At 69.6% G+C, this 12,641-nt stretch carries 10 protein-coding genes and 1 tRNA gene; 6 read left to right on the top strand and 5 right to left on the bottom strand.

The window, feature by feature from the left end; genetic code table 11:
* Window positions 1-20: 20 nt before the first annotated feature.
* From Q0Z44_RS13145 to Q0Z44_RS13130, 4 genes are all read left to right on the top strand, one after another.
* Entirely contained in the window at window positions 21-827 is an 807-nt protein-coding gene (locus tag Q0Z44_RS13145; protein WP_298013458.1) for a class III extradiol ring-cleavage dioxygenase, read from the top strand.
* 67 nt (window positions 828-894) lie between these two features.
* On the top strand, window positions 895-2,109 hold the full coding sequence (locus Q0Z44_RS13140; RefSeq protein ID WP_298013456.1) for an ABC transporter substrate-binding protein: 1,215 nt from the start codon (window positions 895-897) through the stop codon (window positions 2,107-2,109).
* Between the two features lie 11 nt (window positions 2,110-2,120).
* Window positions 2,121-5,105: an ATP-binding protein gene (locus Q0Z44_RS13135; RefSeq protein WP_298013454.1), complete on the top strand. Its 2,985-nt coding sequence runs from the start codon at window positions 2,121-2,123 to the stop codon at window positions 5,103-5,105.
* A gap of 81 nt (window positions 5,106-5,186) precedes the next feature.
* Window positions 5,187-6,269 carry an SDR family oxidoreductase gene (locus Q0Z44_RS13130; protein WP_298013452.1) on the top strand — a complete coding sequence of 361 codons (1,083 nt, stop codon included), beginning with the start codon at window positions 5,187-5,189 and terminating at the stop codon, window positions 6,267-6,269.
* A 29-nt stretch (window positions 6,270-6,298) separates the two neighbouring features.
* Here Q0Z44_RS13130 and Q0Z44_RS13125 read toward each other — a convergent pair whose 3' ends face one another.
* The 3 genes from Q0Z44_RS13125 to ispB form a co-directional block, all read right to left on the bottom strand.
* Window positions 6,299-8,050, bottom strand: coding sequence for a methyl-accepting chemotaxis protein (locus Q0Z44_RS13125; RefSeq protein WP_298013450.1), 1,752 nt, complete (start codon window positions 8,048-8,050; stop codon window positions 6,299-6,301).
* A 208-nt stretch (window positions 8,051-8,258) separates the two neighbouring features.
* Window positions 8,259-8,335 (bottom strand) — tRNA-Pro (locus Q0Z44_RS13120).
* Window positions 8,336-8,350: 15 nt separating this feature from the next.
* Complete coding sequence (gene ispB, locus Q0Z44_RS13115; protein ID WP_298013448.1) at window positions 8,351-9,331, bottom strand: octaprenyl diphosphate synthase; 981 nt, start codon at window positions 9,329-9,331, stop codon at window positions 8,351-8,353.
* A 137-nt stretch (window positions 9,332-9,468) separates the two neighbouring features.
* On the opposite strand from ispB, the gene Q0Z44_RS13110 reads away from it, so the two are divergent.
* Window positions 9,469-10,815 carry an FAD-dependent monooxygenase gene (locus tag Q0Z44_RS13110; RefSeq protein ID WP_298013446.1) on the top strand — a complete coding sequence of 449 codons (1,347 nt, stop codon included), beginning with the start codon at window positions 9,469-9,471 and terminating at the stop codon, window positions 10,813-10,815.
* Between the two features lie 42 nt (window positions 10,816-10,857).
* Here the strand turns inward: Q0Z44_RS13110 and Q0Z44_RS13105 are convergent, their stop codons facing one another.
* Window positions 10,858-10,992: a hypothetical protein gene (locus tag Q0Z44_RS13105; protein ID WP_298013444.1), complete on the bottom strand. Its 135-nt coding sequence runs from the start codon at window positions 10,990-10,992 to the stop codon at window positions 10,858-10,860.
* 85 nt (window positions 10,993-11,077) lie between these two features.
* Window positions 11,078-11,440, bottom strand: a complete 363-nt coding sequence (locus Q0Z44_RS13100; RefSeq protein ID WP_298013442.1) for a hypothetical protein — start codon at window positions 11,438-11,440, stop codon at window positions 11,078-11,080.
* A gap of 197 nt (window positions 11,441-11,637) precedes the next feature.
* Between Q0Z44_RS13100 and Q0Z44_RS13095 the strand changes: the two genes are divergently transcribed.
* On the top strand, window positions 11,638-12,641 hold a 1,004-nt coding region (locus Q0Z44_RS13095), incomplete at its 3' end, for a glutamate-5-semialdehyde dehydrogenase (protein ID WP_298013490.1).

Raw genomic sequence — 12,641 nt, 5'->3', positions numbered from 1 at the left:
GGCCGCAATACAGTGGGGGCATGAACTCCCCTGCCCCCGTTCTCTTCGTGTCCCACGGTGCGCCGACCTTCGCACTCGAACCCGGCCAGTTGGGCCCGGCGCTCACGGCACTGGGCCAGAGGCAGCACGCCGCCCGAGCCGTGCTGGTCGTGTCGCCGCACTGGCAGACCCGGGAACTGGCCGTGACCCTGTCGCGCCAACCCGAGACCGTGCACGACTTCGGCGGCTTCCCGCAGGCGATGTACCGTCTGCGGTACCCCGTGCCCGATCCCCTGCCCTTTGCAAGCAAGGCCATGCAGACACTGGCCTGCGCCGGCCTGCGCGTGGCGGGCGACGATCACCGCGGGCTGGACCACGGCGCCTGGGTGCCGCTGATGCACCTGCTGCCCGCCGGGGCCGATGGCGTTGCGCCGCTGCCGGTCTTCCAGGTGTCGCTGCCCGTGCATTACGGGCCAGCGGAGGCCTGGCGGCTCGGGCGCGCGCTCTCGGCTCTGCGCGATGAAGGCGTGCTCATCGTCGGCTCGGGCAGCATGACGCACAACCTGCGCGAGGTGCAGTGGGGCGACGCCGCCCCCGCGCCCTACGTGGCCGAGTTCAGCCGCTGGGTGGAAGACGCCGTGGCGCGGGGCGACGACGATGCCGTGATTGCCTACCGCCAGCACGCGCCGCATGCCGCACGGGCCCATCCCACGGAAGAGCACTTCCTGCCCCTGCTGGTGGCGCTCGGCGCGCGCCGCCACGACGACGCCTTCATCAGCCTGGCAGCCGACACCACGCACGGCGTGCTGTCGATGTCCACCTTTGGCTGGGGTTGGCCTCAAGTCTGACCCGGGGCAGCCGATAGGGCGATAACGGCTGGTGCAGTTTGCCGGCCATCCAACCGGGATGCCCGCCATGGCTGCCTCCTTCGATCGCCCCCGCCGCCGCGCTCTGCGCTGGCTGGGTGGCGCCCTCGCTGCACCTGCCTGCCTGCCGGCCGCGCTGGCCGCGGCTTCGCCGGTGCGTGTGGGGATGACCGCCGAACTCCGCATGACCTCCAGCACCAGCGACGATGCCGTCCGCCTGGGGTTGGAGTTGGCCATCGAAGACCTCAACGCCGCGGGGGGTGTGCTGGGCCGACCCTGGCTGCTCGAGGTGCGAGACGACCGGAGCGTGCCGAGCCGGGGCGTCGAGAACCTGCGAGAGCTGGCGGCACTGCCCGATCTGGTCGGCGTGTTCGGCAGCCGCTTCAGCCCGGTGCTCACGGAAATGGGCCAGGTGGCGCCCGCACTCCAGTGCCCCGTCTTCAGCCCCTGGGCCGCCGGCAACACCGTGCTCGACCCGACGCGCCAGCCGGACTGGTCGTTCCGGGTTTCGCTCAATGACACCTGGGCCATGGAGACCCTGCTGGACGCCGCGGGTGCCGACGGGCGCCAGCGCGTGGGGCTCATGTTGCCGAATTCCGGGTGGGGGCGCAGCTGTCACAAGGTGGTCGAGGAATACACCGCACGGCATCGGGCGATCCGCGTGCTGCCGGCCCGCTGGTACAACTGGGGCGGCGAGACGTCTCTGATCGACCACGTGCTGAACCTGAGGCAGGCCGGCGCACAGGCCCTCGTCCTCGTCGCCAACGAGCCCGAGGGGGTGCTGCTCATGCGTGAAATGCTGAGCCTGCCACCACCCAGCCGTCTGCCCATCCTGAGCCACTGGGGCATTGCCGGGGGCGACTTCCCGCGTCTGGTGGGCCCGGCGCTCGGTGAGCTGGACCTGCGCGTGGTGCAGACTGCCGCGCTGCAGATGGCCCGCACGCCGCGGGGCCGGCGCCTGCAGCAGCGCGCGGCCGAGCGCATGGGGGTGGCCGACCCGCAGCGCGTGCCTTCGCTGGTGGGGCTGGGCCATGCCTACGACGCCATGCTGATCCTGCACCGTGCCGTGACCCGCGCCGGCACGACGCGGCGTGAGGCGGTCCGCGATGCGCTGGAGAACCTCGACCCGGTGGAGGGCGTGGTGCGCCGCTATACGCCGGCCTTCACCCGCGAGCGCCACGAGGCCCTGCACGCCTCGGACGTGTTCCTGGCGCGGTGGGATGCTGAGGGGCGACTGCAGCGCGCCTCGCGCCATCCGACCTGAGGTCTGTGCTCATGGACGACTCCCCCAGTTCGCTGTTTTCGTCCACGCTGGCCGAGCCGCCCGATCTGGGTGGCGCCGTCAGCCTCGGTACCCGGCTGTCGATCGGCGCGCGGCGGCTGGTGACCCTGGTGGTCCTGCTCATCGGCGGCGTGTCGCTCGCCTTCATCGTGTGGCTGCTGCTGCAGCGTGCGGATGCCGAATTGCGCTCGCACGGGGAGGAAGTGCGGCTCAAACTGTCGGCCGCACTCGACACCGCCACGCTGGGGCTGGCGGACCTGTCGCAGCGCTCGCTGGTGCGCAATGCGCTGGTGGATCCGACCGGCCGTGACGCCTACATCCGCCCCGCCCTGGCGGAACACCGGCGCCACCACCCGGCCGTGGACTCGGTGTGGCTCACGGACCACCTGGGGCGCCCCCTGGCCAGCAGCTCCGCCGCAACGCCTCGCGCTGACAAGGCCGATCCCGACATACAGGAGATCGCCACCCGCAGCGTGGTCGCCGGCCAACTGCAGCAGCAGCTGCGCCAGCGGGATGGCCGCTGGCGGCTCATCCTGGCCTACCCGGTGTTCTTCGAGGCCACCGCCTCGGCCGAGGGGGCGCTGGTCGGCGAGCTGGACCTGGCGCAGCTGCTGAAGGAGCCGCTCAGCACCATCCCGCCCGACTACCGGGGCGAGGTCCGCAGTGGCGCCCAGGTCTTGTCGAGCACGGGCAAACGCCTCGGCAGCGAGCTCTCGGTCTCCTGGCCGGTGCAACTGCGCACGCGCGACAACGGCGCGAGCCACGCGTTCACGCTCCAAGTCTTCGAGACCACCCTCCACGCCCTGCAACCTGTGCTGTGGGTCGGGCTGGCATACGGGCTGTTGACGGCCATCGTGCTGCGTGTGGCGCGGCGCTGGGTCGAGCGGTATGCCAGCGCCGCCATCGAGCCGCTGCAGGCGCTCAAGAAGGCCGCTTGCCGCGTCACGCGGGACGGCCTGGACGAAATCCCGCAGCTCTCGCCCGACCAACTGCGCCGCGGCGGGGCCGAAGTGCACAGCCTGGCGCACAGCTTTCAGATGATGCTCACCCGGCTGCAGGCCGCCCACAGCGGGCTGGAGCAGACCGTCGCGCATCGCACCGAAGAGCTGGCCCACGCCAAGGAACGCCTCGACAGCATCCTGGCCAGCCTGCATGACGGCGTCTACTCGCTCAGCATCGACCGGCAGACCCTGCTGTTTGCCAGCCCCCCCGTGCACGCACTGCTGGGCCTCCCGGCGGGCCGCACGCCAATGGTCCACGCCACCATGCAGACCTTGCTCGACGAACACGGCCTGCGCGCACTGGACGGGGCCATTGCCCACGCCATGAAGGCCGGCAGCGCGGCCGTTCGGCTTGCCGTGCCGGGTGACGACCGCGGCCCGCGCTGGCTGCTCAACCGGCTCAACATCGTGCGCGACCCGGACGGCCAGCCGGTTCGCCTGGACGGCACCCTGTCGGACATCACCGGCATGGTGCGGGCCGAGGCCTGGCGCGAGCAGGCCACCGCCGAGCTGCGTCTGCGCGACCGTGCCATTGACGCCAGCACCAACGGCATCGTGCTGGTCGATGTGCGCAAGCCGCATGCCCCGCTGGCCTTCGTCAACGAGGGCTTCGAGCGCGTGACCGGCTACCGCCGCGACGAGGTTCTGGGCCGCTCTTGCAGCTTCCTGCAGGGCGACGACCGTGAGCAGCCGGGGCTGGCCATCCTGCGCGACGCCATCGCCAACCACACACCCTGCCGCGTGCTGCTGCGCAATTACCGCAAGGACGGTCGCCGCTTCGACAACGACCTGTCGATCGCGCCGGTGCACCATGAGCGCACGGGCGAGGTCACCCACTACATCGGCGTCATCAGCGACATCACCGAGCAGCGCGCCGCCGAGGCACAACTGCGCGACCAGTTTGCCCGCCTGGACACCATCTTTGCGCTGAGCCCCGATGGCTTTGTCTCGTTCGACAAGGCCGGCCGGGTCGTGTCGTGCAACCCGTCTTTCGAGCGCCTGACCGGGCTCACGGTGGACGAGGTGACCGGGCTGGACGTCCACGACTTCGACGCCCGACTGGCCCAGTGCATCGAGCAGCGCAACCCGCCCGGCATGGCGCACTGGAGCGCCGGGCCCGAAGACGAGAGCGAGGTGCTGGTGTTGCGCGGCCCGCCGCAGCGGGTGCTGGTATGCACCACGCGACAGTGCACGGCGCAGAACGTGTCGCGCGTGCTGCACCTGCGCGACATCACCCGCGAAACCGAGGTCGACCGCATGAAGAGCGAGTTTCTGTCGACCGCCGCACACGAGCTGCGCACCCCGATGGCCAGCATCCGCGGCTTTTCAGACCTGCTGCTGATGCGCCGCTTCGACGAAGAGCGCACCCGCGATCTGCTGCAGACCATCAACCGCCAGTCGGTGTGGCTGACCAACATGATCAACGAGCTGCTGGACCTGGCCCGCATCGAAGCGCGCAAGGGCAAGGACTTCCAGCTGGCCTCGACCGACGTGGGCGAGTTGATGCGCCACATCGTGGCCTCGCACATGGTGCCCGGCGACGACCGCCGCGTGGCCCTGCAGGTGGACACGGCCCTGCCCTCTGCGCTGGTCGATGCGGCCAAGCTCCAGCATGCGGTCACCAACGTGCTGTCGAACGCCTACAAGTATTCGCCGGAAGGTGGCGACATCGGCCTGAGCGTGAACCAGGCCCAGCGCAGTGGTCGGGCAGGCATCGCGATCGTGGTGCGCGACCACGGCATCGGCATGACACCGGAGCACACCCAGCGCGCCTTCGAGCGCTTCTTCCGCGCGGATGCCTCCGGCAACATCCCGGGCACCGGCCTGGGCCTCGCGCTGGTGAAAGAGATCGTCGAACTGCATGGCGGCCAGGTGGAGCTCGACAGCGAACGGGGCGTGGGCACCACCGTGACGCTGTGGCTGCCGGCCGAGACCAGCGTGGCCGCCGCGCCCGCTGTGGCGGACGGCACAACCTGAATCGGGCGCCCCCTGGGAGCCCCGCGCTGACGGGCGCGCGGCTTGCTGACCGATGGCAATCTGCATCCACACCGTTTTGCTATGCCCGCTGAAACCACGCCAAGCCGCGCCAGTCCGGTCGCGCAGCCAGCCGCGCGTGCTGCCACCACAGCACCTGCCTCTCAGCCCGTGGTCGTCATCACCGGCGCCTCGGCCGGCGTGGGACGGGCTGTGGCCACCGAGTTCGCGCGCCACGGCTGGCGGGTGGCGCTGCTGGCCCGCGGTGCCGACGGCCTGGCCGGTGCACAGCGCGATGTCGAACACCAGGGCAGCGAAGCCCTCGTGATCCCCACCGACGTGGCCGAGCCGCGGCAGGTTGAAGCCGCGGCCGACGAGGTGATCCGCGCGTGGGGCCGCATCGACGTCTGGGTGAACAACGCGATGGCCACACTGTTTGCCGACGTGCTCTCCATCTCGCCGGACGATTTCCAGCGCGCCACCGACGTCACGTACCACGGCACCGTCTGGGGCACGCTGGCCGCGTTGCGCCACATGAAGCGCCAGGGCCATGGCACCATCGTGCAGGTGGGCTCGGCCCTGGCCTACCGTTCCATCCCCTTGCAGGCGCCCTACTGCGGGGCCAAGGCTGCGGTTCGCGGGTTCACCGACGCCCTGCGGTGCGAACTGGTTCACGAGCGCAGCCCTGTTCACCTCACGATGGTGCAGCTGTCGGCCTTCAACACCCCGCAGTTCGACTGGGGCAGGACGGCATTCGGCTGGCGGCCCCGCCCGATGGGCAAGGTCTTCCAGCCCGAGCTGGCCGCGCGCGCCGTGTACTGGGCCGCCACCCACCGGCGGCGCGAAGTGTGGGTGGGCTGGCCCGCGGTGCAGGCCATGCTCGGCACCCTGGTGATGCCCGGCGTGCTCGATCGCCTGCTTGGCCGCCGCGCGGTGAACGGGCAGCTGACCGCTGAGCCCTTGCCGCCCGGACACCAGGACAACCTCTGGCAACCCGTGCCCGGCGACCACGGCGCCCACGGCCGGTTCGACGCCGAGGCCACGCCGCACAGCGTGCAGCACTGGCTCGACACCCACCGCGGCAGCCTGGCGGCCGCCGGCCTCATGTTGGGGGCATGCTGGCTTGCGGTTCGCCAGGCACGCCAGCGGCGGGCGGGCGACCGCTGAGGTCCACTGCCGTGCCAGTCAGGTCAGGTTCAGAAGGACGTCCAATCGTCGGCATCGGCGTTCGCCAGGGCGGGAGCCGGAGCCGGGTTCGAGGCGGCAGCGGGGGTGCTTGTCGGGGTTGACGTCAGCCGGGGCGGCTTCGCCACGACGGGGGCGGGCACCGCGGCACGCGGGGCCTGTCCAAGGCCAGCAACGCTGCGTGCTGCCTGGTAGGACGAGGCCATCCCCTTTTGCGACAGCTTGAACACCGCCACGGCTTGCACCAGCTGCTGGGCCTGGCCCTTGAGGCTTTCGGCGGCGGCGGCGCTCTGCTCCACCAGCGCGGCATTCTGCTGCGTCACCTGGTCCATCTGCCCCACCGCGTCGCTCACCTGCTGGATGCCCGAGCTCTGCTCGACCGTCGCCGAGGTGATCTCCGCGACGATGTCGCTCACGCGGCGGATGGAGCCGACGATCTCGTCCATCGTCTTGCCCGCCTGGTCCACCAGCACGGTGCCCTGCTCCACCTGCTCCACGCTGCGGCCGATGAGTGTCTTGATCTCCTTGGCCGCCTCGGCACTGCGCTGTGCGAGCGTGCGCACCTCGGACGCCACCACGGCAAAGCCGCGGCCCTGCTCGCCGGCCCGTGCGGCCTCCACCGCGGCGTTCAGCGCCAGGATGTTCGTCTGGAAGGCGATGCCATCGATCACGCCGATGATGTCGCCGATCTTGCGGCTGCTGTCGCTGATGCCCTGCATGGTCGAGACCACCTTGCCCACCACTTCGCCACCCTGGGCCGCCACCGCCGATGCGCCCTGCGCCAGCGTGTTGGCCTGCTGCGCGCTGTCCGCGTTGTTGCGCACGGTGGATCCCAACTGGCTCATGGTGGCCGACGTCTGCTGAAGCGCCGTCGCCTGCTCTTCGGTGCGCTGACTGAGATCCTGGTTGCCCAGCGCGATCTCGGCGCTCGCCGTGGCCACCCCTTCGGCGTTCTGACGCACCTGCGACACCACGTCGGTCAGGGAGGCCTGCATGGCAGCCATGGCGCCGAGCAGCGGGCTGAACTCGTCACGCACCTCGTCTGCCACCGGCACCGAGAAGTCGCCTTCCTTCACGCGGTCAGCCACCGTCTGCGCCTGGGCCACGCGGCCGCGCAGCGAGCGGGCCATGTACCAAGAGAAAGCGAGCAAGCCGCCCCCCACTGCCGCCACCAGGCCGGAAAGCTGCAGACGCGTGCTGTCCACGTTCGTGCCGATGGTGGCCACATCCTGCCCCAGGACCTTGATCTGGCGATCGCGCTCCTCGCTCAACCACTTCTGGATCTTGGCGAACTGCGGGGTGGTGGTCTGGGCCAGCATCGCCAGGGCCTCCTCCTGCTGCCCGTCCTTGACCAGTTGGAGGTTCTTCTGGGCCACCGGCCACGACACCTCCTGCAGGTCCAGCCAGTCGCGCTTGAAGGCGTCGCGCCCGGCCTGGTCGGTGATCTCGGCCAGAAAGTCGGCGTCGTTCTTCGAGATCTGCTCGCGCTTCTGCTGCACGGCCCTGGCCGCCTGCTCGATCTCTTCCGGGCTCTTGGCCAGCATAGCCTGCCGGATGTCCGACAGCGCCTGCGACACCTTCAGCTCGGTGCTGGCGATCAGGCTGAGCTGCAGCACCTTGACGTTGCCCGTGCGGTGCGTCAGCCCCTGCACTTCACCCAACTGCTGCCAAGCACTGGCGGTCACGGCCACCAGGGCCGCAATCAACGTCAAAGAGACAACGTAGAGCCGCGCGCTCAGGCTCAACTTGTGGAAGAAAGACATGGTGCGTTTCCTGTACGAGAGAAACCCACTATGACGTCATGCCTGTCACGCGTAACAGTGTGTCATTGTCCGAAATCCGGCTTTCTGGCAACTTTGTCGCAGGGATTGCGGGCAGATCGGACCGCCGTTCAAGCGTCACCATGAAATTCGCAACAGTCGGAAATGCAAAAAGCCCAAGCGACGCATCACTTGGGCTTTTTTGTGTTCCTGGTCGGGGTGAGAGGATTCGAACCTCCGGCCTCTACGTCCCGAACGTAGCGCTCTACCAGGCTAAGCTACACCCCGTCTCTGATCAGCGGCTCAAGAAGAGCGCTTGATCGAGTCAGACAGCAATTCTAGCATGGCTTCTCGCCACTTCGAGGCGGGCAGTGCATCCAGGCAACGTTTTGCCACCTCGGCCTGCGCGTGCGCGGCCTCGCGCGTGGCTTCCAGTGCCCCCGTCGCCTTCACGATCTCGATGATCTGCGGCATGCGTTCCACCTCGCCGTGCACGATGGCTTCGCGGATCAGGGCCGACTGCTCGGGCGTGCCACGCTGCATGGCCACCAGCAGCGGCAGGGTCGGCTTGCCTTCGCGCAGGTCGTCGCCGATGTTCTTGCCCAGTTCGGCCGTGCTGCCTTCGTAATCCAGCAGGTCGTCGATCAGCTGAAAGGCTGTGCCGATGGCGCGGCCGTACGAAGCGCAGGCTTCCTCGATCTCGGCCGGCGCATCCGAAATGACGGCACCCAGGCGGGCACTGGCCTCGAACAGCTTCGCGGTCTTGTATTCGATGACGCGCAGGTAGTCGTCCACCGAGATGTCGGGGTCGTGCATGTTCATCAGCTGCAGCACCTCGCCCTCGGCGATCACGTTGGTGGCCTCGGCGAGCACCTCCATCACGCGCAGGCGGTTGGTCGACACCATCATCTGGAAGGCGCGCGAGTACAGGAAGTCGCCCACCAGCACGCTGGCCGCGTTGCCGAACAACGCATTGGCCGTCTTGCGGCCCCGACGCAAATCGGATTCATCGACCACGTCGTCGTGCAGCAGCGTCGCGGTGTGGATGAACTCGACCACCGCGGCCAGTTCGTGACGGTGCGGCGTGTCCTCGCCGAGCGCACCGGCCACCAGCAGCAGCAGCATCGGACGCACGCGCTTGCCGCCGGCACTCACGATGTAGTGCGAAATTTGGTTGACCAGCGCCACCTTCGAGGCCAGACGCTGGTGGATGACCTCGTCCACCAGGGCCATGTCGGCGGCGGCAAGGGCTCGGTAGCTGGATGGCGTGGTGGAAGCGGTCACAAGCGCGGAGGGTTGGAAGGTAACGGAACGCGTCATTATAGGAAGGCAGGCCGGGCGCATCCGGGGCGCCACAGTGGCTGGCGGGTCGACGGCCGGTGGCCGACAATGGCAAATCCAAGGCCTCCTGATCCACCGCCATGAGCAGCCCGCACACCGCCCCCCTTGAGCACGCGCCACACGCCACGCCGACGCCCACGCTGAGTCTCGCCATCATCGGCGCCGGGCCGGCCGGGCTGAGCCTGGCCCTGCAGGCCGCCGCCGCCCTGCCCAAGGCCCACATCACCGTGTTCGACGCCCGCAGCGCCAGCAAGGACATCTCGGGCGATGCACGCACGCTCGCCCTGTCGCTCGGGACCGTACAGGAGCTGCAGCGCATGGGCGTGTGGGATGCCATTGAGCAGGCCGGCCAGACGGCCCCCATCCGCGAAGTGCACGTCTCGCAGCAACAGCCCACCGTGCTGTGGCCGGGTGCGCAGCAACCCGAGGTGCGCATCACCGCGCAGGAGCAAGGCGTGCCACGGCTGGGTGTGGTGTGCAGCTACGGCACGCTGGTGGCGCCGCTTCAGCAGGCCTGGCAGGCCGCCACCGCCGCCGAACCGCACCGCCTGGCCATGCGCTTCGACACGCCGGTGCGAGGCTTCAAGCCGCTGGGCGCCGAAGGGGTGGAGATCGACGCCGACATTGCCGAGCGCTTCGACCTCGCCGTGGTAGCAGAAGGCGGCGTCTTCTCCGATCAGGCCAAGCTGCAATGGCCGCGCGGCGTCAGCCACGATTACAACCAGACCGCCTGGGTGGGCCAGGTGCTGCTGGACGACACCGGCACCCGTGGCACGGCGTTCGAGCGCTTCACGCCTTCAGGCCCGGCGGCGCTGCTGCCCCTGCCCGATGGCGCGATCGAGCCCGGTGGCCCGGTCGGGCGGCGCGCGGCCCTCGTGTGGTGCGTCAATGCAGCCGATGACCCTGTGCTTGAACTGACCCCGGCGCAGCGGCTCACGCTGCTCAACACCGTCTTCCACCCGGACGTGGGGCAGCTCTTGGCCATGTCGCCGTTGAAGGACTTTCCGCTGGGCCTCAATGCCCACCGCCGCCTGGTGGAAGACAGCGCCGTGGTCCGCATCGGCAATGCCGCGCAGACCATGCACCCGGTGGCGGGCCAGGGCTTCAACCTCGGCATGCGCGACGTGCACGAGCTGCTGGCCGCGCTGAAGGCCGAAACCTGGGCGCCGACCGCCGGCACGCAAGGGGCGCTGCAACTCGATGCCACCGCACGCGCCAGCCGTGTGCAGCACGCGCTGCGCCGCTTCGAGCGCCGCCGTCAGCCCGACCGCTGGGCGCTGCTCGCCACCACCGATTTCCTAGCGCGGAGCTTCACGTGGCCCGCGCCGATCCTGGCCACGGCGCGCGGCCTCGGGCTGGGTGCCGTGCAGGCGCTCGGCCCGGTCAAGCGCCTGGTGGCGCGCTCGATGATGTTCGGCTGGCGCTGAGCCGGCGGCCTTCCGACCTACTCGGTGCATCCGCCGGGCGGCTCAGGGTACGGCCCATGCGGCCGGAGCGTGGACAGCCAACCGATCCGGCGTCGCCGTCGAGCCACCATGGGCCAGCGTCAGGGCCCAGGCGGCGATGGCGGCGAACAGGGTGTGCTGCAACAACTTCTTGCGCATGAATCGGCTCCAGGAATCAATGCGGTCATCCTAGGCAAGCGGTCGGCCGGCAATGCACCGAACAGGGCACTTCCAACCGTGCACTTCAGCACGATTTGTTCCCCTCACCCCTGGCAGCAGCAGGGCCGCTGACCACCAGGCCCGCGTCGCAGCCGATGCCCGACGCGATCACCCGGCGCACCCAATGGCGCCACAGCCGACGAGGCCAGGCCGGCCGCGTGGCAGTGGGCGCCACGTCGGTCTCTCCCATCAGGCCGCACACATACCGCCGGCCCGCATCCGACCATTGCAGCGCCGCACACGCTCCGGTGCGTCGACGGCTCACCAGCACACCCACAGGGCACGGCTCCGCCAGGCAGCACACCCCACAGCCATTGCACGGCTGCCCCTCCGCCGGCTTGGGCGGCGCCTCGGGGTGGATGTGGATGATTTGCTCGCGCGGGGGCATGGCGGCAGGATACGTCGCGCCACCGCTCGACCATCGCGGGAAATGGGCTGCAGGGACGACACGGGCGTCACCCGGTCCCCTTTGAAGTGGGCGCAAGCCGGTGGCGTGCAACACCCGGGCCCGTGCGAGACAATAGCCGGATGAACACCGCCGCCACCTCCCTCGCCCCGTCGGCCGACCTGCCCGTCGACCAGTACATGGACGCCGTGGGCCGCGCCGCCCGCGTGGCCGCCACGGCCATGGCCGCCTCCAGCACGGCCGCCCGCAACAACGTGCTGCTGGCCCTGGCCGGCCAGATCCGCGCCCACGCAGGCGAACTGAAGGCCCGCAACGAGGCCGACATCATCGCCGCTGAAAAGAACGGCCTGGCCGCCCCCATGGTCGACCGCCTGCGCCTGACGGACAAGGTCATCGAGACCATGGCCGAAAGCTGCGAACAGGTGGCTGCCCTGCCCGACCCGGTCGGCGAGATCACCAACGTGCGCCGCCGCCCCACCGGCATCAGCGTGGGCCAGATGCGCGTGCCCATCGGCGTGTTCGGCATGATCTACGAGTCACGCCCCAACGTGACGATCGAGGCCGCCTCGCTGGCCATCAAGAGCGGCAACGCCTGCGTGCTGCGTGGTGGCTCGGAAGCCATCCACTCCAACCTGGCGCTGTGGAAGCTGGTGCAGGCCGCGCTCACGCAGGTGGGCCTGCCCGCCAACGCCGTGCAGCTGGTGCAGACCACCGACCGCGCGGCCGTGGGCCAGCTCATCGCCATGCCGCAGTACGTCGATGTCATCATCCCGCGCGGCGGCAAGGGCCTGATCGAGCGCATCAGCAACGAAGCCCGCGTGCCGGTCATCAAGCACCTCGACGGCAACTGCCACACCTATGTCGACAGCGAGGTCGACCTCGATCTGGCCGTCAAGGTGACCGACAACGCGAAGACGCAGAAGTACAGCCCCTGCAACGCGACCGAATCGCTGCTGGTGCACAGCCAGCAGGCCGCGGCCTTCCTGCCCCGCATTGGTAAGGTGTTTGCCGACAAGGGCGTGGAAATGCGTGCCGATGCGCGCGCCAAGGCCATCCTCGCCGACGTGCCGGGTGCCAAGGTGGTCGATGCCACCGAGCAGGACTGGTTCGAGGAATACCTGGCCCCGGTGATCGCGGTCAAGGTGGTCGATTCGCTGGACGAGGCCATCAGATCGGAAGAGCG

Source organism: uncultured Aquabacterium sp., from assembly GCF_947366995.1.
Classification (GTDB): domain Bacteria; phylum Pseudomonadota; class Gammaproteobacteria; order Burkholderiales; family Burkholderiaceae_C; genus Aquabacterium.
Note: the sequence above shows the minus strand (reverse complement) of the source record. Positions and strands in the feature narration are given on the sequence as shown.